The organism is Pseudomonas sp. 18-147 (genome assembly GCF_051048045.1).
In the GTDB taxonomy this organism is placed as follows: Bacteria; Pseudomonadota; Gammaproteobacteria; order Pseudomonadales; family Pseudomonadaceae; genus Pseudomonas; species Pseudomonas aeruginosa.
This window is the reverse complement of record NZ_CP182296.1, coordinates 2007983-2031030: the sequence shown is the minus strand read 5'-3', so window position 1 is coordinate 2031030 and position 23048 is coordinate 2007983. Positions and strand designations below refer to the sequence as shown.

Genomic DNA, 23048 nt, shown 5'->3' with positions numbered 1-23048 from the left:
CAGGGGCTTGATCCGGCGGGCCCAGGACGGGCCCGCTCCAGAAGAGAGCCATCATGCTTTATCGTCGTTTCGAACGTCTGATCAACCCGTTCCGCAGTGCTTCCGAACGCATGCCGCCCAGCGAAGTGCTGCGTTTCTATGTCTACTTCCTGCGCCAGGTCTGGCCGGTGTTCCTGGCCCTGCTGGTGGTCGGCCTGATCGTCGCGCTGATCGAGGTGGCGCTGTTCAGCTACCTCGGCCGCATCGTCGATCTCGCCCAGAGCACGCCCAGCGCGGAGTTCTTCCGCGTGCACGCCAACGAACTGATCTGGATGGCGGTGGTGGCGCTGGTCCTGCGCCCGCTGTTCAACGCCCTGCACGACATGCTGGTGCACCAGAGCATCAACCCGAGCATGACCAACCTGATCCGCTGGCAGAACCACCGCTACGTGCTCAAGCAGAGCCTCGGCTTCTTCCAGAACGATTTCGCCGGGCGCATCGCCCAGCGCATCATGCAGACCGGCAACTCGTTGCGCGATTCGGCGGTGCAGGTGGTGGACGCCCTCTGGCACGTGCTGATCTATACCGTCAGCGCCCTGGTGCTGTTCGCCGAGGCCGACTGGCGCCTGATGATCCCTCTGGTGCTGTGGGTGTTCGCCTACGTCGGCGCCCTCGCCTACTTCGTTCCCCAGGTCAAGCGCCGCTCGGTGGAGGCCTCGGATTCGCGCTCGAAGCTGATGGGGCGGATCGTCGACGGCTACACCAACATCACCACGCTGAAGCTGTTCGCCCACACCCGCCAGGAAGAGGACTACGCCCGCGAAGCGATCGGCGACCAGACCCTCAAGTCGCAACGCGCCGGGCGCGTAGTGACCTCCATGGACGTGACCATCACGGTGATGAACGGCGTGCTGATCACCGGCACCACCGGCCTGGCCCTGTGGCTGTGGAGCCAGGAGCTGATCTCGGTGGGCGCCATCGCCCTGGCCACCGGGCTGGTGATCCGCATCAACAACATGTCCGGCTGGATCATGTGGGTGGTCGGCGGCATCTTCGAGAACATCGGCCAGGTCCAGGATGGCATGCAGACCATCGCCCTGCCGCGCAAGGTGGTCGACCGCGAGGACGCCCAGCCGCTGCGGGTAGAGCGCGGCGAGGTGGAGTTCGAGCACATCGCCTTCCACTACGGCAAGGGCAGCGGCGTGATCCAGGGTCTCGACCTGAAGGTCCGGCCCGGCGAGAAGATCGGCCTGGTCGGACCTTCCGGCGCCGGCAAGTCGACCCTGGTCAACCTGCTGCTACGCCTGTACGACCTGGAGAGCGGACGCATCCTGGTCGATGGCCAGGACATCGCCGGGGTGACCCAGGAAAGCCTGCGCGCGCAGATCGGCATGGTCACCCAGGACACCTCGCTGTTGCACCGTTCGATCCGCGACAACCTGCTCTACGGCCGCCCCGGCGCCAGCGACGCGGAACTCATGGAAGCGGTGCGCAAGGCTCGCGCCGACGAGTTCATCCCGCTGCTCAGCGACGCCGAGGGCCGCCGCGGCTTCGACGCCCATGTCGGCGAACGCGGAGTGAAGCTCTCCGGCGGCCAGCGCCAGCGCATCGCCATCGCCCGGGTGCTGCTCAAGGACGCGCCGATCCTGATCCTCGACGAAGCGACCTCGGCGCTGGACTCGGAAGTCGAATCGGCGATCCAGGAAAGCCTGGAGACCCTGATGCAGGGCAAGACGGTGATCGCCATCGCCCACCGCCTGTCGACCATTGCGCGCATGGACCGCCTGGTGGTGCTGGACAAGGGCCACATCGCCGAAAGCGGCACGCATGCCGAGTTGCTCGCCCATGGCGGCCTCTATGCGCGCCTCTGGCAACACCAGACCGGCGGCTTCGTCGGCGTCGACTGAAGCCTCGGCACCGGGCGGCGGCTCGCGCCGCCCGGCCTGGGTGACCTTGTCAAAGGCTCTGCAACGGGCCTTTTCGCGGCAATCATCACCGCCGTCGATCTCGACTAGCACGCGCTTCGATTTTTTCCGCCAGCGAAACGGTGTTCTTATCGAACCCGTGCCCCGGCTCGATCCCGACGCCTGCCGCATCGTCCCCGTCCACCTGGCGTCGGCCACGGACGACCAAGGATGCCAGTGCTCGGTACCGGGGATTTCGCCCCATCGCTACGGAGAATCACAGAATGAAACTTGCCTCTGTCGTGTCCGCCGTCATCACCAGCCTCGCCCCCATGGCCTTCGCCCAGGACGTGGACAAGGACCCGGGCCGCGGCCTGCCGGTCGAGGAATACCACTACGGCATGCAACTGGACGTGAAGAATGTCCTGCACCGTACCGACAATTCGACCAGGACCGGCGTAGTGCCGGTGACCGTGGTCTACGAGGACCATAGCGGCGAGCTGCACAAGATCCGCTTCCTCGAATGGGGCGGCAGCACCAGCAACGGCTGAGCGGACGCCACGCCCTATCGTTCCGGCCCCCTTCAGGCCTGGCGGTAGGGCAACAGGCCGTGGGCCTCCTCGGCGTAGGCGCGCACACCCGCCCGCTCCTGTTCGAGGAACTGCGCCACGGCATCGCGCAGACCGGGATGTGCCAGGTAGTGCCAGGAGCGCGTCAGCACCGGCTCGAAACCGCGGATCAGCTTGTGTTCGCCCTGGGCGCCGGCGTCGAAGCGCGCCAGGCCGGCGCCGATGGCGAATTCCAGGCCCTGGTAGAAGCAGGTCTCGAAGTGCAGCCGGTCGAACTCGGCCAGGCATCCCCAGTAGCGCCCGTACAGGGTATCTCCAGCGACCAGGCTGAACGCCATCGCCACCGGCTTGCCACGCTGGTGGGCGAAGACCACGCGGATCGCCTCCGGCATGCGCTCGGCCAGCAGGCCGAAGAACTCGCGGCTCAGGTAGGGATCGCGGTCGCGCACCAGGTAGGTGTTGGCGTAGCAGAGATAGACGAAATCCCACTCCAGTTCGGACAACTGGCCGCCTTCCCGCCATTCGAACTCGATGCCCTGTCCGCCGACCTGTTCGCGCTCCTTGCGCAGTTGCTTGCGCTTGCGCGAACTGAGGGCCTCGAGGAAGTCCTGGAAGTCCCGATAGCCGCGGTTGTGCCAGTGGTACTGGCAACCCAGGCGTTCGAGCCAACCGTCACGCGCGGCAAGCAAAGTGTCCGCCCGGGCGTCGGTGAAATTCACATGGATGCTCGACAGACCGCTCGCCTCGGCCTCCTCGCCAAGGGACGCGAGCAGCCCCTGCAACCCTTCGTCCTCGCCCAGCAGGCGCGCACCGGCGACCGGGGTGAAGGGCACCCCTACCAGCAGCTTCGGGTAGTAGCGGATACCGGCCCGCTGGCAGGCGTCGGCCCAGCTCCAGTCGAACACGTATTCGCCGTACGAGTGCGCCTTCACATAGGCCGGCAGCGCCGCGCACAGCCGCCCTTGCGGATCGCGCAGCACGCGATGAGCCGGGCGCCAGCCGGTAGCGGGCGTCACGCTGTGGCTGTCTTCCAGCGCGGACAGGAAAGCATGACGCAGGAATGGCTGGGCGGGAGGCAGCAAGGCGTCCCACTCGGCGGCGTCGATATCGGCAAGGGTGGCAAGCGTCTGGATCGGCATGCGCGCCAGTCTGGCGCGAGACGCAAGGCAAGTGAAGCCGGTCGATGGAAAAAAAGCGCTCGGCGGACCCGCGATGAAACCGCCCTTCACCAAGCGAAGGCTTCGATCCATCCTACGTAGAGCGCATAACGCCAACGGCGTTATCCGCCGATACCCCGCCGCAACGGCGGAGCGAAAGCTGGGAACCCTCCGCGTAGGGCGAATAACGCCGGAGGCGTTATCCGCCGATACCCCGCCGCAACGGCGGAGCGAAAGCTGGGAACCCTCCGCGTAGGGCGAATAACGCCGGAGGCGTTATCCGCCGATACCCGCCGCGACGGCGGATAACCGCGATGCGGTTATTCACCCTACCCCAGCGCAGAGCGAAAGCTTGGAACCCTCCGCGTAGGGCGCATAACGCCGGAGGCGTTATCCGCCGATACCCGCCGCGACGGCATTCCCGATCGGGCCCTAGATCATGCCCAGCAGCAACAGGACCAACAGCACCACCAGCAATGCGCCGATGATCCCCGAGGGCCCGTAGCCCCAGTTGCGCGAATGAGGAAAGACCGGCAGGCCGCCGATCAGCAGCAGGATCAGGATGATCAGAAGAATCGTACCGAGACTCATGGGCGTCGCTCCTGTTCGGCTCATGGGGCAAAGGGCGGGAGATTCCGCCCTTGTAGTTCTCGACCCCCGCCGAGCAACGAAGATTCAATAAATCCGCGACCTCCAGCCTCAGTGGATGACCTTGGGCGCCGGCCCCTTGAGCAGACGCATGAACATCAGCGCCACCGCCTGGGCGTCGCCGAGGGCGGTGTGGCGACCGCTGACCGGCACATCCAGGGCCCGCGCCAGGGTGTCGAAGCGCAGGTCGATGTGTGCGTCGGGAAAATGCCGGCTGACCTTCCGGTGGTACAGCGACGAAATCTCGATGGAGGGGTTGTGCAACTGTCGGTCGAGGAGCTGGCGCAGGTGCCGATTCAGCACGGCGACATCGAACGACAGATAGTAGCCCAGCAGCGGTCGGTCGCCGATGAACGCCAGCACCTGGCGCAGGGCCTGCTCCAGCTGCAACTGTCCCTCCAGGTCGGCGCGGCGCAGCTTGTGGATGCGGATCGACTCCGCATCCAGGCTCGGCGGCGGCTCGACGTAGAGTTCCAGGCGCTCGCCCATGACCAGTTTGCCGCGCCGCACCAGCACCGCGCCGATGCTGAGGATGTCGGCACGACGCGGGTCGAGGCTGGTGGTCTCGAGATCGAGGGAGATCACTTCCTCCGCCTCGACCGCCTCGTGCATCCACCAATACAGCCGGCGGCGCCAGCCCGGCCAGCGGCTGTCGGGCAACTTGACCATGGTGTTCATCGGGTCTCCAGGTGGAATTGACGGGCCACGCTCTGCTTGAACTTCTTCACCACATGCAGGCCGTAGCGCAGCATGTCGCGATCGTGGCGGCTCATGCCGCTGACGTCCAGGCCCTGCTGGCGACCGTCGCGTTGGCCGGCCAACTGGCGGGTCAGGCGCAGTTGCAGGAACAGCTCGAAAGACTCGCTCAGGTCGTCCGCCAGGCGTGCTTCGAGGACCTTGTGTCGCTTCAGCGCCTCGATCCGTGCCAGGGTCCCGCGGGTCTCCAGGCCTTCGCGCAGGGCCAGGGTGCGGATGCCGTGGACGATGGGGAAGATCCCGCCGCGCTTGAGATCGAGGCGGGCGTCCTGGGTTTTCAGCTGGCCGAGGAAGGTCAGCGGCGTATCGAATTGCAGGGCCGCCGCCGCGATATCCGCCAGCCAGCGCTCGCCGCCGTCGGCGAAACCGCGCAGTTGCCGACACAACGGCTCGAACAGCTGCAGGTTGCCGGCCACCGGCCAGGCATCGGCCAGGATCGACAGGCGCAACAGCTGCTCCGGCTTGCCCTCCAGCAGCGTCCCGCGCAGCTCCGCCTGCCAGGCCGCCAGCGGCTTGCACCATTCCGGCCGACTGGCCATCACCCCTCCGGGACAGGGCGGATAACCGAACTCCAGCAAGGCCGCGCTGAAGCGCTGCATCATCGCCAGGGCCTGTTCCTGCGGCAGATCGTCGGCCAGGACCAGGGCATTGTCCTGGTCGGTCTTCAGCAACTGCTCGCCGCGTCCTTCGCTGCCCATCACCAGCAAGCAGCAGCGCCCGCGCAGGGTTGGCGGCAGCAACAATTCGAAAAGCCGTTCGAGCAATTGCTCGTTGAGCGCGCTGACCAGCTGCATGATGAAGCGCAGGCGGATACCGTTGCCGGCCAGGGTAGCGATCAGGGTGTCCAGGGTTTCCGCGCAGCGGCGCAGGTCGCCGAGGTCGTCGGCGCGGGCGATGCGCAGCGCCAGGACGTGGGAATGGGTGGAGAACAGGCTGAGCACCTGGGTCAGGTGCAACAGGCCGATCACCTGACCGTCCTCGGTGACCGCGACCCGCTCGATACGCTGGCGCGTCATGAGGATCATCGCGTCGAACAGGAAATCGCCCAGTTCGACGCTGGCCAGCGGACCATGGGCCAACGGCCCGATAGCCTCCAGCTCGCTGCGCCCGTCGCGGAAGTGCGCGCTCATGAGGTCGGTGCGGGTGACGATGCCGAGCTCGGGCCCGTCCCTCTCCAGCCGCACCAGCAGGGCATCGGCGCCGTGGCTCAATTGCAGGCGCGCGGCGTCGCCGAGGGACAGCGAGGCCTCCACCTCCAGCGCCGGCAGCAAGTGCTCGCGGGCGATGCGGGTAAGGATGAACTTGGCAAGGTTCTGCCCGTCGCGCTGGGCCAACTGGCGCTTGGCCGCCAGGTCGGCCTGGAAGAACCGGGCGAAACCCGGGTTCTCCCCGCACAACTGGTGGAAGCAACTGGCCGGCAGTTCGTAGACGATGCTTTCCTCGATCGCCAGGTAGCGATGCTTGCTGCTGCCGGAGAACAGCCCGCGGACGTCGAACAGGTCGTCCGCGGCGTACTGGGCGAACACTCGCCCGTCGTCGCCGCGCTCCTCGACCACGCCCTTGAGCAGGACGAACAGCCCGGGGACCGCCGAACCGGCCTCCAGCAAGGTTTCCCCCGGCGCGTAGTAGCCTACGCTGAGGGCCTGCTTGAGGGTCTCGCGCTGATGGGGACGCAACTGGTCGAAGGGCGGCGAGGCGAAGTTGAAACTGTCAGGCATGGCTCATCTCGCTGTAACCGGGACGCTGAAACGAAAGGCGGCGGACCGGAAATCCGGCCGCCGCCTCGGGCTACGTCTTCACGTAGCGCTTAGTGGGCCACCGCGCCAGAGGCGCCCAGGCCGGTCTGGGAACGGATGAACTGCGGGAAGAAGCGCGCCCGCTCCTCGTCGGCCGCCGCCGACTTGTCGGTGATGGAGAAGAACCAGATACCGACGAAGGCGACGATCATCGAGAACAGCGCCGGGTACTCGTACGGGTAGATGGCTTTCTCGTGGCCGAGGATCTGCACCCAGATGGTCGGGCCGAGGACCATCAGGCCCACCGCGGTGATCAGGCCCATCCAGCCGCCGATCATGGCGCCGCGGGTGGTCAGCTTCTTCCAGTACATGGAGAGCAGCAGCACCGGGAAGTTGCAGCTGGCGGCGATGGAGAAGGCCAGGCCGACCATGAAGGCGATGTTCTGCTTCTCGAAGAGGATGCCGAGCACGATGGCGACCACGCCCAGGGCCACGGTGGTCATCTTCGAGACCCGCAGCTCGTCCTTCTCGTTGGCCTTGCCGCCCTTGAACACGCTGGCGTACAGGTCATGGGAGACGGCCGAGGCCCCGGCCAGGGTCAGCCCGGCGACCACCGCGAGGATGGTGGCGAAGGCCACCGCCGAGATGAAGCCGAGGAACAGGCTGCCGCCCACCGCGTCGGCCAGGTGCACCGCCGCCATGTTGTTGCCGCCGATCAGCGCGCCGGTGGCGTCCTTGAAGTCCGGGTTGGTGCTGACCAGCAGGATCGCGCCGAAACCGATGATGAAGGTCAGGATGTAGAAGTAGCCGATGAAACCGGTGGCGTAGAACACGCTCTTGCGCGCTTCCTTGGCGTCGCTGACGGTGAAGAAGCGCATCAGGATGTGCGGCAGCCCGGCGGTGCCGAACATCAGCGCGAAGCCCAGGGAGAATGCCGAGATCGGATCCTTAACCAGGCCGCCCGGACTCATGATCGCCTCGCCCTTCGGATGCACCTTGATGGCTTCGGAGAACAGCGTGCTGACGTCGAAGTTGACGTGCTTGAGCACCATGATCGCCATGAACGAGGCGCCGGAAAGCAACAGCACGGCCTTGATGATCTGCACCCAGGTGGTCGCCAGCATGCCGCCGAACAGCACGTAGAGCACCATCAGGATGCCCACCAGGACCACCGCGACATGGTAGTTGAGGCCGAACAGCAGCTCGATCAGCTTGCCGGCGCCGACCATCTGCGCGATCAGGTAGAACGCCACCACCACCAGCGAGCCGCAGGCCGACAGGGTGCGGATCTGCTTCTGCTTGAGGCGGTAGGAGGCGACGTCGGCGAAGGTGTACTTGCCCAGGTTGCGCAGGCGCTCGGCGATGAGGAAGAGGATGATCGGCCAGCCGACCAGGAAGCCGATCGAGTAGATCAGGCCATCGTAGCCGGAAGTGAAGACCAGCGCCGAAATACCCAGGAAGGATGCCGCCGACATGTAGTCGCCGGCGATCGCCAGGCCATTCTGGAAGCCGGTGATGCGGCCGCCTGCGGCATAGTAGTCGGCCGCCGAGCGGTTGCGCTTGGATGCCCAGTAGGTGATGCAGAGGGTCGCGCCGACGAAGGCGACGAACATGACGATGGCCGAGACGTTCAGCGGCTGGCGCTGCACGTCGCCGGTCAGCGCGTCGGCCCAGAGGGCCGGAGCGAAGGCCGCAAGGCCGAGCGCGGCAAGGAGACGAGCGATCATTGCTGCGCCTCCTTGAGGATTTCCTGGTTCAGGCTGTCGAACTCGCCGTTGGCGCGACGCACGTACAGGCCGGTCAGGATGAACGCGGCAAGGATCAGTCCGACACCCATCGGGATGCCCCAGGTCACGGACGAATCGGGACTGATACGCGCGCCCAGCAGCTGCGGCTGGAAAGCGATCAGCAGGATGAATATCACGTAGAGGCCAAGCATGATCGAAGAAAGTATCCAGGCGAAACGCTCTCGCTTGGCCACCAACTCCTTGAAGCGCGGATTGGTATCAATCCGCTGGTAGATGCTGTCGTTCATTGTTTTTATCCTCACAGCGGGGTGACGCGGAATGTCGTCGATATCCACTGTAGGACGCTGGTGCAAGCGCTCCAGACGACTTTAGTCGTAGCGTTTCGCCAGCCGCTCTAGACCGGTATTCCCGGGCCTTCCGGCAGATTCCGGAGCCAGCCTTCGGCAAGGAAAAACGCCGTGCCCGGTTGCCCGGGCACGGCGTTCCCCGATCGAACCAGCCGTGCTACTGCACCCAGTCCTTGACCCGTCCCGGGTTGGCCGCCACCCACTGCTTCGCCGCATCCTCGGGTTTGGCGCCCTCCTGGATCGCCAGCATCACCTGGCCGACCTCGTTGCCATCCTTCCAGCCGAACTTCTTCAGGAACTCCCAGACCGGCTTGGCCTTGGCCTCCAGCGCCGGGTTGGCGACGGTGTCGACATGCTCGGTATCGCCATAGACCTTCTTCGGATCGTCGAGGAACTTCAGCTTCCACTTGGCGAACATCCAGTGCGGAATCCAGCCGGTCACCACCACCGGCTTCTTCTCGTTCTCGGCACGGGTCAGCTCGGCGATCATGCCGCTGCCGGAACTGGCCACCAGCTTGTAGTCGAGGCCATATTGCTTGATCGCCTCGTCGGTCTTGATCATCACCCCGGCGCCGGCATCGATACCCACCACGCGGCCGCCGAAAGCGTCCTTCTGCGCCTGGAGGTCGGCGATGCTGTTGGCGCTCACGTATTCGGGGACGATCAGGCCGATGCGTGCGTCCGGGGAGTTGATGGCAAGGTTGACCACCTTATCCTTCATCTTCTCGTAGTAGGCGCCGTGGGTGCCCGGCAGCCAGGCCGAGAGCATGGCATCGAGCTTGCCGCGCGCCACGCCCTGCCACATGATCCCCGCCGCCACCGGCATCAGCTTCACCTCGTAGCCGAGCTTCTCGCGGATCACCTCGGCGGCCACATGGGTGGTCGCCACGCTGTCCGACCAGCCGTCCACGTAACCGATGGTGATCACCGGCTTGTCCGCCGCGGCCGCCACCCCCACAGCCGCCGACATTGCCAGGCCCGCACTCCAGCACAACAGTCGTCGCATCATTCGCATCAGACGTACCCCTTGTTCTATGCCGACGGGGACGCTCCCCGGCGGTCGCGGCACTCTGCGGTGCCGCCGTCCATCATCGGCGCGCCCGGACGGCGGACTGCTCTGAGAACGACACCCATCGCACCCGATAACGACATGCCTCGAACTGCGCTGCGGCACGCTGCGGATGTGCTCCGAGACAGTGCGATCGAAGCGCTCTATGCACTCGATTGGACAGGCCGATTTCCGCTTGGCCGAGCGCCTGGATAGGCTTTCGCCAAAGAGGAATGATTCTCGATCAAAGGAGAGCAGCCATGCTCAAGACCCTGACCTTCACCGTCATGCACTTCATCATCGCCTTCAGCGTGGCCTATGCGCTGACCGGCAGCATAGCGGTCGGCGGGCTGGTGGCGGCGGTCGAGCCGCTGTGCAACTCGGTCGGTTTCTACTTCCACGAGAAGATCTGGAAACGCTTCGAGAAAGACGGCGCGCCGCGCCCGGCTAGCGCCCATGGCTGGCTGCACCGCCACGCCTGAAGGGATATTCGCGAGGCACGGCAAGAGGCGGGAAAGACCGATTGGAACGCTGGCTGCAATAACCCACTGCACTACTGAGGCTTGCAGTTGTCATAGCGGCAGTATATTCACTCAGTACTTTTCCCTCGAAGGGATTCCCCCGATGCCCCACTTCCTCCGTTTCGCTGCCCTGCTCGGCGGCCTCGCCCTCGGTTGTGCCAATCTGGCGCAGGCCCGGGACGTGGACGCCGCGAGCTACGGCTATCCACTGACCAACCCGTTCGAGGCGACCATCGCCACCACGCCGCCGGAACTGCGTCCCGAGCTTCCGCACAGCGAGGACATCGACCAGAAGGACTACAGCCTGAAATTGCGCCCGGAGCGCGAGTTCGCCCTGCCGGACAACTTCTGGCCGGTGAAGAAGCTGCGCTACCGCCTGGCCCGCCAGGATCATGCGGCGCCGCTGATCTTCATCATTGCCGGGACTGGCGCCCACTACGCTAGCAGCTTCCCGGAATACTTGAAGAAGCTCTTCTACCAGGCCGGCTACCACGTGGTGCAGTTGTCCTCGCCGACCAGTTGGGACTTCATGGCCAGCGCCTCGCGCTTCGCCACACCGGGCTTTTCCAGCGACGACGCCGATGACCTGTACCGGGTGATGCAGGCGGTGCGCGCGCAGCAGCGCGACCTGCCGGTGACCGACTATTACCTCACCGGCTATAGCCTGGGGGCGCTGAACGCCGCGTTCGTCAGCCACCTCGACGAAAGCCGCCGGAGCTTCAACTTCAAGAAAGTGCTGCTGCTCAACCCACCGGTGAACCTCTACACCTCGGTGAGCAACCTCGACAAACTGGTGGAAACCCAGGTCAAGGGCATCACTGACTCGCGCACCTTCTACGAGGTGGTGCTGAGCAAGCTGACCCGCTACTTCCGGCAGAAAGGCTACGTCGACATCAACGACGCCATGCTCTACGACTTCCAGCAGTCGAAGCAACGCCTGAGCAACGAAGAAATGGCCATGCTGATCGGCACCTCGTTCCGCTTCTCCGCCGCCGACATCGCCTTCACCTCGGACCTGGTCAACCGTCGCGGCCTGATCACCCCGCCGAACTACCCGATCAACGAAGGCACCAGCCTGGAGCCCTTCTTCAAGCGCGCGCTACAGTGCGACTTCGAGTGCTACATGACCGAGCAACTGATCCCGATGTGGCGAGCCCGTTACGACGGCGGCAGCCTGACCCAACTGGTCAACCAGGTCAGCCTCTACAAGCTGCAGGACTATCTGCACGACAGCCCGAAGATCGCCGTGATGCACAACGCCGACGACGTCATCCTCGGCCCGGGCGACCTCGGCTTCCTCCGCCGAACCTTCGGCGAACGCCTGACCGTCTATCCCTATGGCGGTCACTGCGGCAACCTCAACTACAAGGTCAACGCGCAGGACATGCTGGACTTCTTCGCCACGCCCGCTGCCGGACAGACCCAGGTCGCCAGCGCGGCCCTCACCCAGCAGGCAGGAAACTGATCGATGAGCCGAACCGCACACTGGATGTTCGCCCTTCTGCTGAGCGCTGCCGCCAGCGCCCAGGCCGACGAGGCCGCCGCGCCGGCCGAACTGCCGCCACGCCAGCTCGACGGCGACGGTTTCAGCCGTCCACTGGACCAACTCAAGTTCAATCCCGGCCTGGATCAACGCGAATTCGAGCGCGCCACCCTCGACGCACTGAACATGTACGATCCCTGGGAATCCTGGAACCGCCGGGTCTACCACTTCAACTATCGCTTCGACGAGTGGGTGTTCCTGCCCGTGGTACGAGGCTACGAATACGTCACCCCGCACTTCGTCCGCAGCGGCGTGAGCAATTTCTTCGACAACCTCGGCGACGTGCCCAATCTGCTGAACAACCTCGCCCAATTGAAGGGCAAGGCGGCGATGGAAACCACCGCGCGGCTGCTGTTCAACACCACCTTCGGTGTGCTCGGCCTGTGGGACCCTGCGACCAGGATGGGCCTGCACAAGCGCAGCGAGGATTTCGGCCAGACCCTCGGCTTCTACGGCGTGGGCAGCGGCCCCTACCTGGTGCTGCCGATCCTCGGCCCGTCCAACCTGCGCGACACCGGCGGACTGGTGGTGGACTACGTCGGCGAATACCAGGTGAACTACCTCAACGTTCCCCAGGCCAGCGGCGACCACCCGGAGATCACCGCCCTGCGCGTGGTGGACAAGCGCTACAACACCAGCTTCCGCTACGGCCAGATGAACTCGCCGTTCGAGTACGAGAAACTGCGCTACATCTATACCGAGGCGCGCAAGCTGCAGATCGCCGAGTGAGACGAAGAACCGCCGCCCTGTGCGGCGGTTTCTTTTCCTCAGAACGATTCAATAAATCGATAGGAATCACATAAAACTCGCATCCATATATCGATCGTAGAGGACTATCATCGAGCCATACACGAACCAGGAGGTTCCCATGACCCGCTACCGTGATGTCCTCGAACTGCATACCGGCCACCCCGCCTCCGATGGCGCCGGCGTCCGCCTGACCCGCGTGATCGGCGGCCCGTCCCCGGAACGCTTCGACCCGTTCCTGATGCTCGACCAGTTCGATACCCAGAACCCGGATGACTATGTCGCCGGTTTCCCTTCGCACCCGCACCGCGGCTTCGAGACCGTGACCTACATGCTCGAAGGGCGTATGCGCCACGAAGACCACCTCGGCAATCGCGGCCTGCTCAAGCCCGGCGGCGTACAGTGGATGACCGCCGCCCACGGCATCATCCACAGCGAGATGCCGGAACAGGTGGAAGGCGCGATGCGTGGCTTCCAGCTGTGGGTCAACCTGCCGGCGAAGAACAAGCTGGCCCCGGCCGGCTATCGCGATATCGAGCCGGAAGACGTGCCGCGCCTGGAAACCGCCGGAGGCGTGAAGGTCACGGTGATCGCCGGTCGCTTCGACGACGGCCAGGCGCAGCAGATCGGCGCCGTGGAAAGGCCGGACACCGAGCCGCACTACTACGACCTGCAACTGCCTGCCGGCGGCCGCATCGCCCCGCGCCTGCCGGACGGCCATCGCGTGCTGCTGTACGTCTACGAAGGCAGCCTGACGGTGGAAGGCGAACGCCCGGTGGAAATCGCCACCAATCGCCTGGCTCGGCTGTCCGAAGAAGGGGAACTGAGCCTGCGCAGCGAAGCCGGCGCCCGGGTACTGGTGCTCGCCGGCAAGCCGTTGCGCGAGCCGATCGTCCAGTACGGTCCGTTCGTGATGAACAGCCGCGAGGAAATCGAGCAGGCGCTACGCGACTATCGCGACGGTGTCCTGGCCGTCTGAGCCGTGCGCGAGCCGCCCTTCGGGGCGGTTTTTTCCTTCCGCCTGTCCCGTCCTGAATAAGGTTTACCGCTCGATCCGCAGGAAGCGCTCCAGTTCCGCCCGCTTGCCCATCGCATCGTGGTAGCCCAGTTCGATCAGTTCGCTGCAATAGCCGCGCTCGAACAACAGGTAGCTCAATACCCCCGCCCCGCTGGCGCGGGTCGCTCCGGGACCGCGCAGGAAAAGCCGCAGCACCCGCGACAGCTCCCGGTAGTGCCGCGCGGCGATCTCGTCCAGCGGCCGGCTCGGCGACACCAGCAATACCTCCACCGGCTCCAGCCCACCCGCCTGGCGGCGCACCTCCGGCGCCACCAACTGGCCGATCTGGTTCATCCGCTGCAACTGCTCGATGTCGCCTTCCAGGCTGTCGATGAAGGTGCTGTTCAACAGGTGGGCGCCGATCTGCGCCAGGCTCGGCGGTCGGTCGGACGGCGGCAGGCCGGTCATGGCACTGTCGCCACCGGTGGCCGGGTTGCCGCTGACGCCGATCACCAGCACCCGCGTGGCGCCCAGGTGCAACGCCGGGCTGATGGGCGCCTGGGAACGCACCGCGCCGTCGCCGAAGTATTCGCGGTTGATCCGCACCGGCGGGAACAGCAGCGGGATCGCCGCGCTGGCCAGCAGGTGCCGAAGCTCCAGGCGGGTGGGAATGCCCAGGCGCCGATGGCGTACCCAGGGATCGATGGTCGCGCGCCCCTGGTAGAAGGTCACCGCCTGCCCCGACTCGTAGCCGAACGCGGTCACCGCCACCGCGCGCAACTGGCGCTGGCGCACCGCCGCATGAATCCCGGAAAAATCCAGCTCACGTGCCAGCAGCTCATGCAACGGCCGGTTGTCCAGCAACGCCACCGGCACCCGCCGCCCCAGGCCGAGCAGGCTATGGCCGAGGAAGCGCGAGGCCTGGCGGGTCACGCCCGGCCAGTCGCTGCGATAGACATGTTCGGTGCGGAATCCCTGCCAGACCGCGGTCAGGCGCTGGATCGCCTGGCGGAATTGCAGGGCGCCGCAAGCCAGGCCAACGGCGTTGATGGCGCCGGCGGAAGTACCGACGATGACCGGGAAAGGATTACCGGCACTGTCCGGCAGCAGGTCGGCGATGGCGGCCAGGACCCCGACCTGGTAGGCCGCGCGGGCGCCGCCCCCGGAAAGGATCAGGCCGGTGAGCGGCGGACGTGGGGCAAGGGGATCGGACACAGCGGGGCTTCCGTCATGAACTGCGGCGAGTATAGCCAGACCCCGCGCGCGTCCGGAATGCCCGTCCTCAGCGCTTGCGCCGTTTCGGATAGAGCTTGGCTTCGCCTGGCGGGCGGGTCTTGAAACGCCGGTGCGCCCACAGGTACTGCTCGGGCTGCTGGCGCACGCAGCGCTCGACCCACTGGTTGATCCGCAGGCAATCGGCTTCCTCGCTCTCGCCGGGGAAGTCCTCCAGCGGCGGGTGGATGGTCAGGCGATAACCGCTGCCATCGGCCAGGCGGCTCTGGGTGAACGGCAACACCCGCGCCCGGCCCAGGCGGGCGAACTTGGTGGTGGCGGTGACGGTGGCCGCCGGGATGCCGAACAGCGGCACGAACAGGCTCTGCTTGGCGCCGTAGTCCTGGTCCGGTGCGTACCAGATGGCGCGGCCGCCACGCAGCACCTTGAGCATCGAGCGCACGTCCTCGCGCTCGATGGCGGTGGCATCGAGGTTGTGCCGCTCGCGGCCACGGCGCTGGACATAGTCGAACACCGGATTGTCGTGCTCACGGTACATGCCGTCGATGGTGTGCACCTGGCCGAGCAGCGCCGCGCCGATCTCCAGGGTGGTGAAATGCAGGGCCATGAGGATCACCCCCTCGCCCTGCGCCTGGGCCTCGCGCAGATGCTCCAGGCCTTCTATATGGGCAAGACGGGCCAGGCGCGCCTTCGGCCACCACCAGCTCATGGCCATCTCGAAGAAGGCGATGCCGCTGGAGGCGAAGTTCTCCTTCAGCAGACGCTCGCGTTCGGCGGGCGACTTTTCCGGAAAGCACAGTTCGAGGTTGCGCGCGGCAATCTCGCGGCGCGAGCCGACCAAGCGGTACATCAGCGCCCCCAGGCCACGGCCGAGCATCAGCAGGACGGGATACGGCAACTGCACCACCAGCCAGAGCAGTCCCAGGCCGAACCAGAGCGGCCAGTAGCGGGGATGGAGGAAAGCGCTGGAGAAACGGGGGCGATCCATGGACGGTTCCGACGACGATCAAAGCCCGCCATTCTACCCTGCCCGCCGTCCCGGCGGGACGCCGCGTTGCCGATCGATGCCGCCCCGGCTATCTGCCACGCTTGCGGGCATCCGGCGTTCTCGTTATAAGTCCCTGCAATTCAACGACCGACAAGCCCCATGAGCCAAGCCGACCTCCTCGATCAAGACCCCGTATTCCAGCTCAAGGGCAGCATGCTCGCGGTGACCATCCTCGAACTGGCGCACAACGACCTGGCGAGGCTCGAACGGCAACTCGCCGACAAAGTGGCGCAAGCGCCCAACTTCTTCCGCGACACCCCCCTGGTCATGGCCCTCGACAAGCTGCCCGAAGGCGAAGGCCGCCTCGACCTGCCGGCGCTCCTCGAGGTCTGTCGCCGCCACGGCCTGCGCACCCTGGCGATCCGCGCCGGGCGCGAGGAGGACATCGCCGCCGCCCAGGCCCTGGACCTGCCGGTGCTGCCGCCCTCGGGCGCCCGCGAACGACCGCTGGACATCAAGGACAGCGCCCCGCGCAAGCCTGCCGAAGAGCCCAGCCCGAGCGCCGGTGAAGCCAGGCCCGAGCCGGCCAAGGCGGAAGAGAAGCCCGCCGAGCCCGTCAGCCGCCCGACCAAGGTGGTGAAGACCCCGGTGCGCGGCGGCATGCAGATCTACGCCGCCGGCGGCGACCTGATCGTGCTGGCCGCGGTCAGTCCCGGCGCGGAACTTCTCGCCGACGGAAACATCCATGTGTACGGCCCGATGCGCGGACGCGCACTGGCCGGCGTGAAAGGCGACGCCACGGCGCGAATCTTCTGCCAGCAGCTGGCCGCCGAACTGGTCTCCATCGCCGGTAACTACAAGGTCGCGGAGGACCTGCGACGCAGCCCGCAGTGGGGCAAGGCAGTGCACGTCAGCCTGTCGGGTGACGTGTTGAACATCACCCGCCTTTAACGGATACTGCCGCCACTTTCAGGGACCAGAATTCTTACGTTTTTCATTGGGGTGAATCACCTTGGCCAAAATTCTCGTAGTCACTTCCGGTAAGGGTGGCGTCGGTAAAACCACCACCAGCGCAGCTATCGGCACCGGCCTGGCCTTGCGCGGTTTCAAGACCGTCATCGTCGACTTCGACGTCGGCCTGCGTAACCTCGACCTTATCATGGGCTGCGAACGCCGCGTGGTGTACGACTTCGTCAACGTCGTCAACGGCGAGGCCACCCTCACCCAGGCCCTGATCAAGGACAAGCGCCTCGAAAACCTGCATGTCCTGGCCGCCAGCCAGACCCGCGACAAGGACGCCCTGACCAAGGAAGGCGTCGAGAAAGTCATGGCCGAACTGCGCAAGGATTTCGAATACATCATCTGCGACTCCCCGGCGGGCATCGAGAAAGGCGCCCACCTGGCCATGTACTTCGCCGACGAAGCGATCGTCGTGACCAACCCCGAGGTTTCCTCGGTACGCGACTCCGACCGCATGCTCGGCCTGCTGGCAAGCAAGTCGCAGCGCGCCGAGAAAGGCGAGGAGCCGATCAAGGAACACCTGCTGCTGACCCGCTACAACCCGGAGCGCGTCACCAAGGGCGAGATGCTCGGCGTCGACGACGTCGAGGAGATCCTCGCCATCCGCCTGCTCGGGGTGATCCCGGAATCCCAGGCCGTGCTCAAGGCGTCGAACCAGGGCGTGCCGGTGATCCTCGACGAGCAGAGCGACGCCGGCCAGGCGTACAGCGATGCGGTCGACCGCCTGCTCGGCAAGGAAATACCGCATCGATTCCTCGATGTGCAGAAGAAAGGATTCCTGCAAAGACTGTTCGGAGGACGTGAATGAGCCTTTTAGACTTCTTTCGCAGTCGGAAATCGCAGAACAGCGCTTCCATCGCGAAAGAACGACTGCAGATCATCGTTGCCCACGAACGTGGCCAGCGCGCACAGCCGGATTATCTGCCCCAGTTGCAGAAAGACCTGCTGGAAGTGATCCGCAAGTACGTACCGATCGACCAGGAGCAGATCCAGGTGGAACTGGAGAACCAGGGCAACTGCTCGATCCTGGAACTCAACATCACCCTGCCGGATCGTTGATTCGCCCAGGGTCCATACTGCGGCGGCCATTGGCCGCCGCAGTCGTTTCACCGAGCCTGCCCGCCAGGCTCCCTGCCGCCTCCCGGCGATGAGCCCGTTCGCTATGCCGCTGTCCCAGATCCGAATCGTTCACCAGGATGACGCCCTGCTGGTGGTCGACAAGCCCACCCTGCTGCTGTCGGTGCCCGGCCGCGCCGATGACAACAAGGACTGCCTGGTCACCCGCCTGCAGGAAAACGGCTATCCCGAGGCCCGCATCGTCCACCGCCTGGACTGGGAAACCTCCGGCCTGATGGTGCTCGCCCGCGACGCCGACAGCCACCGCGAGCTGTCCCGCCAGTTCCACGACCGCGAGACCGAGAAAGCCTATACCGCCCTTTGCTGGGGCCTGCCGGAACTGGACAGCGGGCGCATCGAACTGCCGCTGCGCTACGACCCGCCGACCAAGCCGCGTCACGTGGTGGACTTCGAGCACGGCCGCCACGCCCTGACCTTCTGGCGTGTGATCGAGCGTCATGAACGCTGGAGCAGGGTCGAGCTGACGCCGATCACCGGCCGTTCGCACCAGTTGCGCGTGCACATGCTCTCCATCGGCCATCCGCTGCTCGGCGACCGCCTCTACGCCAACCCCGAAGCCCTCGCCGCCCACGAACGCCTGTGCCTGCACGCCAGCCTGCTGTGCCTGACCCATCCGCAGAGCGGCGAACGCCTGCGCTTCGAGTCGCCGGCGCCGTTCTGAGCCTTCCCCGCCGCGTCCCGGCCCGCCGGGACGCCGCCCGCCGATTTCCGGTACCCCGTCTTGCCATACAACGACCAGCTTCCGCTTTTTCTGGCCGGCCCCGCCGCCAACGACCTGAACCCCGTCGGACAATACGATAGACTGCATGGATTGCCGTCCGGAGCCACTATGCGCGCAGAACTCAACCAGGGCCTGATCGATTTCCTCAAGGCCTCGCCCACGCCTTTCCATGCCACCGCCAGCCTCGCCCGCCGCCTGGAAGCCGCCGGCTACCGCCGCCTCGACGAGCGCGACGCCTGGCACACCGAAACCGGCGGCCGCTACTACGTGACCCGTAACGACTCGTCGCTGATCGCCATCCGCCTGGGCCGTCGCTCGCCCCTGGAAAGCGGCTTCCGCCTGGTCGGCGCGCACACCGACAGCCCCTGCCTACGGGTCAAGCCGAACCCGGAGATCGCTCGCAACGGCTTCCTCCAGCTCGGCGTCGAAGTCTATGGCGGCGCCCTCTTCGCCCCCTGGTTCGACCGTGACCTGTCGCTGGCCGGGCGCGTCACCTTCCGCGCCAATGGCAAGCTGGAAAGCCGCCTGGTCGACTTCCGCAAGGCCATCGCGGTAATCCCCAACCTGGCCATCCATCTCAACCGCGCCGCCAACGAGGGTTGGCCGATCAACGCGCAGAACGAACTGCCGCCGATCATCGCCCAGCTGGCGCCGGGCGAGGCCGCCGACTTCCGCCTGCTGCTCGACGAACAGCTGCTGCGCGAGCACGGCATCACCGCCGACGTGGTACTGGACTACGAGCTGTCGTTCTACGACACCCAGTCCGCCGCGGTGGTAGGTCTCAACGACGAGTTCATCGCCGGGGCGCGCCTGGACAACCTGCTGTCCTGCTACGCCGGCCTGGAAGCCCTGCTCAACGCCGAAGGCGACGAGAACTGCATCCTGGTCTGCACCGACCACGAGGAAGTCGGTTCCTGTTCGCATTGCGGCGCCGACGGTCCGTTCCTCGAACAGGTACTGCGCCGCCTGCTGCCGGAAGGCGACGCCTTCAGCCGGGCGATCCAGCGCTCGCTGCTGGTCTCGGCCGACAACGCCCATGGCGTACACCCGAACTACGCCGACAAGCACGACGCCAACCATGGCCCGGCGCTGAACGGCGGTCCGGTGATCAAGATCAACAGCAACCAGCGCTATGCCACCAACAGCGAAACCGCCGGCTTCTTCCGCCACCTCTGCCAGGACAGCGAAGTGCCGGTGCAGAGCTTCGTGACCCGCAGCGACATGGGATGCGGCTCGACCATCGGCCCGATCACCGCCAGCCAGGTCGGCGTGCGCACCGTCGACATAGGCCTGCCGACCTTCGCCATGCACTCGATTCGCGAGCTGGCCGGTAGCCATGACCTGGCGCACCTGGTCAAGGTGCTCGGCGCCTTCTACGCCAGCAGCGAGCTGCCCTGAGCGCCAGGCGCGCTCACGCCCCGGGCATTCGCCCGGGGCCACTCAGGCGTGCGCAGCGTGCCATTCGCTGCGCAACAGCGTGTAGATCGCATGGTCGTGGGCACGCCCGGCGATGATCTCGTTGGCCCGGATCACTCCGTCGCGCCGGAAGCCCTGGCGCTCGGCGGCGCGCTGGCTGCGCAGGTTCTCGGTGGAACAGCGGATCACCAGGCGCTGCCGGTCGTAGCCAAGGAAACCCAGCTCGATCGTCTTCCCCAGCGCGCTGGCCAGCAGCCCGCGCCCTTGCGCGGACGCCGCCAGCCAGTAGCCGATGCTGGCGCTGCGACTGTCCTCGGTGAAGTCGTGCAGGTCGATGACGCCGACCAGGCATCCGGATTCTACGATCCCGCAGCGGCAGCTCCTGCGCTCCGCCCACAACCGCTGGCCTTCGCCAATGAAACGGCGGGTATCGTCCACGCTTTGCGTCAGCGGCACCCACGGCATCCAGGGCGCCAGGTGCTCGCTGTTGGCACGCACCAGGCGGAACAGCTCCTCCGCGCGCGGCTGGTCGAGCAGCTCCAGGTGCAGGTCGGACGAAATCGGCAGTATGAACATGCGAGGGCTCCTTTTCCCGGAGCCCCATCCTCGCAGAAGGTGCCGCAGGTCGTCGACGCGTGGCGTTACTGCGGTACCTCGACGCTGATATGGATGGCGTCGTGGCGCCAGAACTCCAGGTCGCAGTCGATCAGCCGATCACGCTGGTCGCGGTTGATCCGGCTGATACGCAGGGCCGGGCTGCCCACCGCCACCTTCAGCGGCGCCGCAGCCTCGGCATGCAGTGCCGTGGGCACCATGTCGAAACGCACCCGCCCATAGTGGATGCCGTACTCGCTGGCATAGAGTTCGGTCAGCGAGCGGGTCAGGTCGTGGCCGAGGATCCCGGGGAAGTACTGCGCGTTCAGGTAGTGCTCGACATACAGCACCAGCCGCCCGTCCACCCGCCGCGCCCGGCGGATCTGGTAAACGCTGGACAGCGCCGGCAGCTCCAGCAGCTCGCAGACCGCCGCGCTCGCCGGCATCTGCCGGGCCGACAGAACCTCGGTCGCCGGCACCCGGCCCTGTTCGCTGACCATCGCATGGAAGTGACTGCGGACCAGCGGGTTGTAGGCCAGCCGCTCGGGGGAGACGAACCAGCCGCGGCGCTCCTCGCGGTAGATCAGGCCCTGCGACTCCAGTTGGATCAGCGCCTCGCGCAGGGTGATCCGGGTCGTCGCGAACAGCTCGCTGAGCTTGCGCTCGGCCGGCAGCTTGCCACCCGCCGGCAGCAGACCATGGCCGATCTGCTCGCTGAGCGCCCGGCAGATCGCCGTTACGGTGGGTAGCGCTTCGTCACGCATCGACAGCTTCCTTATTGGTCTAGTCCAGCCCCAACAAGGGGCATTTCCGCCGGCCCGCCCTGTGCCTCCGGCTCGTCCGATGCTAGGAAACCCAGATGACCGGGACGTGACAGGTACAAGACAACGGTCTTCCCGGAGGCGCCCGGCGCCCATGGAATCGAGGGCTTAAGCATGGTCTACGCTTCTGCGGATGCAAGCCGCGGCGATGCCAGGCGCGGCTAGCTGACATGAAACCGTCATCCAGCGGCTCTAGATTGGCCTGGGTCTTGCTGATCTAGACCACACCCGCGGCAGTCCCGCCCGAAGGAGCGTCGAGAACTCCCGAGGCTGCCCGACCGAACCTCTCGAACGAAGGAGCACCGAATGAAACGCATGCTTGCTTCATTGCTGGGAACCGCCATCGCCCTCGGCAGCGGCCTGGCGTTGGCCGCCGAAGCGGACCTGCAGGCGCTGGAACAGGCCGCGCGCAAGGAAGGCCAGGTCAACAGCGTCGGCATGCCCGACAGCTGGGCGAACTGGAAGGACACCTGGAAGGACCTTGAGAGCAAGTATGGGCTCAAGCACATGGATACCGACATGAGTTCGGCCCAGGAGCTGGCCAAGTTCAAGGCCGAGAAGGACAACGCCAGCGCCGACATCGGCGACGTCGGCGCCGCCTTCGGCCCCATCGCCGTGCAGCAGGGCGTCAGCCAGCCGTACAAGCCGAGCACCTGGGAACAGATCCCGGCCTGGGCCAAGGACCAGGACGGCCACTGGGCACTCGCCTACACCGGGACCATCGCCTTCATCGTCAACAAACAACTGGTGAAGGACGTACCGCACAGCTGGGCCGACCTGCTGCAGGGCAAGTACAAGGTCACCATCGGCGACGTCAGCGCTGCCGCCCAGGCGGTCAATGGGGTGCTCGCCGCGGCCATCGCCAACGGCGGCGACGAGAAGAACATCAAGCCGGGCCTGGAGTTCTTCGGCAAGATCGCCAAGCAGGGCCGCCTGTCGCTGACCAACCCGGTGATCGCCACCCTGGAAAAGGGCGAGGTCGAAGTCGGCATCGTCTGGGACTTCAACGGCCTCAGCTACCGCCAGCAGATCGACCCGGAGCGCTTCGAGGTTCTGATCCCCTCGGACGGCTCGGTGATCTCCGGCTACACCACCATCATCAACAAGTACGCCAAGCACCCGAACGCCGCCAAGCTCGCCCGCGAGTACATCTTCAGCGACGCCGGACAGATCAACCTGGCCAAGGGCAACGCGCGACCGATCCGCGCCGAGAGCCTGCCCCTGCCGGACGACGTGAAGGCCCAACTGCTGCCCAACGAGCAGTACGCCAAGGCCCAGCCGATCAAGGACGCCAAGGCCTGGGAGGAAACCTCCAAGCGCCTGCCGCGGCAGTGGCAGGAAGCGGTGATCATCAACATGCAGTGACGCGGAGCGCGGCCGCCCTCCCCGGCGGCCGCCCCGCATCGACGGATACCCCG

At 66.0% G+C, this 23048-nt stretch carries 23 protein-coding genes; 12 read left to right on the top strand and 11 right to left on the bottom strand.

All coding sequences use genetic code 11. The features are described 5' to 3' along the window. Positions 1-53 precede the first annotated feature (53 nt). Positions 54-1886 (top strand): ABC transporter ATP-binding protein, encoded by a 1833-nt coding sequence (locus ACM0M4_RS09805; RefSeq protein WP_115288735.1) that lies wholly within the window; start codon positions 54-56, stop codon positions 1884-1886. A 281-nt stretch (positions 1887-2167) separates the two neighbouring features. Further along, positions 2168-2434, top strand: coding sequence for a DUF2790 domain-containing protein (locus ACM0M4_RS09800; RefSeq protein WP_003091540.1), 267 nt, complete (start codon positions 2168-2170; stop codon positions 2432-2434). Between the two features lie 32 nt (positions 2435-2466). Here ACM0M4_RS09800 and ACM0M4_RS09795 read toward each other — a convergent pair whose 3' ends face one another. The 7 genes from ACM0M4_RS09795 to ACM0M4_RS09765 form a co-directional block, all read right to left on the bottom strand. Continuing rightward, entirely contained in the window at positions 2467-3591 is a 1125-nt protein-coding gene (locus ACM0M4_RS09795; RefSeq protein WP_003114811.1) for a GNAT family N-acetyltransferase, read from the bottom strand. A gap of 450 nt (positions 3592-4041) precedes the next feature. Further along, entirely contained in the window at positions 4042-4200 is a 159-nt protein-coding gene (locus ACM0M4_RS09790; protein WP_003109182.1) for a DUF3309 family protein, read from the bottom strand. A 108-nt stretch (positions 4201-4308) separates the two neighbouring features. Beyond that, positions 4309-4935, bottom strand: a complete 627-nt coding sequence (locus tag ACM0M4_RS09785) for a 3'-5' exonuclease (RefSeq protein ID WP_003114810.1) — start codon at positions 4933-4935, stop codon at positions 4309-4311. Next, positions 4932-6731, bottom strand: a complete 1800-nt coding sequence (locus tag ACM0M4_RS09780) for a CBS domain-containing protein (protein WP_221345533.1) — start codon at positions 6729-6731, stop codon at positions 4932-4934. The genes ACM0M4_RS09785 and ACM0M4_RS09780 overlap by 4 nt, the downstream gene beginning before the upstream one ends. An 89-nt stretch (positions 6732-6820) precedes the next feature. After that, the gene (locus ACM0M4_RS09775; protein WP_003091546.1) at positions 6821-8476 is read right to left on the bottom strand and encodes a cation acetate symporter; all 1656 of its coding nucleotides are present in this window, start codon (positions 8474-8476) and stop codon (positions 6821-6823) included. Beyond that, positions 8473-8784 carry a DUF485 domain-containing protein gene (locus ACM0M4_RS09770; protein WP_003091547.1) on the bottom strand — a complete coding sequence of 104 codons (312 nt, stop codon included), beginning with the start codon at positions 8782-8784 and terminating at the stop codon, positions 8473-8475. The genes ACM0M4_RS09775 and ACM0M4_RS09770 overlap by 4 nt, the downstream gene beginning before the upstream one ends. Positions 8785-9001: 217 nt before the next feature. After that, positions 9002-9859 (bottom strand): glycine betaine ABC transporter substrate-binding protein, encoded by an 858-nt coding sequence (locus ACM0M4_RS09765; protein ID WP_115288733.1) that lies wholly within the window; start codon positions 9857-9859, stop codon positions 9002-9004. Between the two features lie 293 nt (positions 9860-10152). Between ACM0M4_RS09765 and ACM0M4_RS09760 the strand changes: the two genes are divergently transcribed. The 4 genes from ACM0M4_RS09760 to ACM0M4_RS09745 all read left to right on the top strand — a co-directional run bounded on the left by ACM0M4_RS09760 (position 10153) and on the right by ACM0M4_RS09745 (position 13682). Then, a complete protein-coding gene (locus tag ACM0M4_RS09760) occupies positions 10153-10374 on the top strand; it encodes a DUF2061 domain-containing protein (protein WP_003091551.1) in 222 nt (73 codons plus the stop codon). Between the two features lie 142 nt (positions 10375-10516). After that, positions 10517-11878 carry an alpha/beta fold hydrolase gene (locus ACM0M4_RS09755; RefSeq protein WP_003114807.1) on the top strand — a complete coding sequence of 454 codons (1362 nt, stop codon included), beginning with the start codon at positions 10517-10519 and terminating at the stop codon, positions 11876-11878. A 3-nt stretch (positions 11879-11881) separates the two neighbouring features. Next, the gene (locus ACM0M4_RS09750) at positions 11882-12685 is read left to right on the top strand and encodes an MlaA family lipoprotein (protein ID WP_003114806.1); all 804 of its coding nucleotides are present in this window, start codon (positions 11882-11884) and stop codon (positions 12683-12685) included. A gap of 139 nt (positions 12686-12824) precedes the next feature. After that, positions 12825-13682 (top strand): pirin family protein, encoded by an 858-nt coding sequence (locus ACM0M4_RS09745; protein WP_003116397.1) that lies wholly within the window; start codon positions 12825-12827, stop codon positions 13680-13682. Positions 13683-13745: 63 nt separating this feature from the next. Here the strand turns inward: ACM0M4_RS09745 and ACM0M4_RS09740 are convergent, their stop codons facing one another. After that, positions 13746-14915, bottom strand: a complete 1170-nt coding sequence (locus ACM0M4_RS09740) for a patatin-like phospholipase family protein (protein ID WP_003091575.1) — start codon at positions 14913-14915, stop codon at positions 13746-13748. 67 nt (positions 14916-14982) lie between these two features. Then, positions 14983-15921 (bottom strand): lipid A biosynthesis lauroyl acyltransferase, encoded by a 939-nt coding sequence (locus ACM0M4_RS09735; RefSeq protein WP_003114803.1) that lies wholly within the window; start codon positions 15919-15921, stop codon positions 14983-14985. Between the two features lie 159 nt (positions 15922-16080). Between ACM0M4_RS09735 and minC the strand changes: the two genes are divergently transcribed. The 5 genes from minC to ACM0M4_RS09710 all read left to right on the top strand — a co-directional run bounded on the left by minC (position 16081) and on the right by ACM0M4_RS09710 (position 20197). Next, positions 16081-16872 carry a septum site-determining protein MinC gene (minC, locus tag ACM0M4_RS09730; RefSeq protein WP_003114802.1) on the top strand — a complete coding sequence of 264 codons (792 nt, stop codon included), beginning with the start codon at positions 16081-16083 and terminating at the stop codon, positions 16870-16872. A gap of 61 nt (positions 16873-16933) precedes the next feature. Next, positions 16934-17749, top strand: a complete 816-nt coding sequence (gene minD, locus ACM0M4_RS09725) for a septum site-determining protein MinD (protein WP_003091579.1) — start codon at positions 16934-16936, stop codon at positions 17747-17749. Beyond that, positions 17746-18000: a cell division topological specificity factor MinE gene (minE, locus tag ACM0M4_RS09720; protein ID WP_003091581.1), complete on the top strand. Its 255-nt coding sequence runs from the start codon at positions 17746-17748 to the stop codon at positions 17998-18000. The genes minD and minE overlap by 4 nt, the downstream gene beginning before the upstream one ends. A gap of 103 nt (positions 18001-18103) precedes the next feature. Next, positions 18104-18739 carry an RluA family pseudouridine synthase gene (locus ACM0M4_RS09715; protein WP_003114801.1) on the top strand — a complete coding sequence of 212 codons (636 nt, stop codon included), beginning with the start codon at positions 18104-18106 and terminating at the stop codon, positions 18737-18739. A 168-nt stretch (positions 18740-18907) separates the two neighbouring features. Beyond that, a complete protein-coding gene (locus ACM0M4_RS09710) occupies positions 18908-20197 on the top strand; it encodes a M18 family aminopeptidase (protein ID WP_034016914.1) in 1290 nt (429 codons plus the stop codon). 42 nt (positions 20198-20239) lie between these two features. On the opposite strand, the gene ACM0M4_RS09705 is transcribed toward ACM0M4_RS09710, so the two are convergent. Both ACM0M4_RS09705 and ACM0M4_RS09700 read right to left on the bottom strand, forming a co-directional pair. Continuing rightward, positions 20240-20791 (bottom strand): GNAT family N-acetyltransferase, encoded by a 552-nt coding sequence (locus ACM0M4_RS09705; protein WP_003122233.1) that lies wholly within the window; start codon positions 20789-20791, stop codon positions 20240-20242. Between the two features lie 65 nt (positions 20792-20856). Continuing rightward, positions 20857-21573, bottom strand: coding sequence for a UTRA domain-containing protein (locus ACM0M4_RS09700; RefSeq protein ID WP_003122232.1), 717 nt, complete (start codon positions 21571-21573; stop codon positions 20857-20859). Between the two features lie 363 nt (positions 21574-21936). Here ACM0M4_RS09700 and ACM0M4_RS09695 point away from each other — a divergent pair, with 363 nt between their 5' ends. Then, on the top strand, positions 21937-22995 hold the full coding sequence (locus ACM0M4_RS09695; RefSeq protein WP_023089360.1) for an ABC transporter substrate-binding protein: 1059 nt from the start codon (positions 21937-21939) through the stop codon (positions 22993-22995). The last annotated feature ends 53 nt before the right edge of the window (positions 22996-23048 follow it).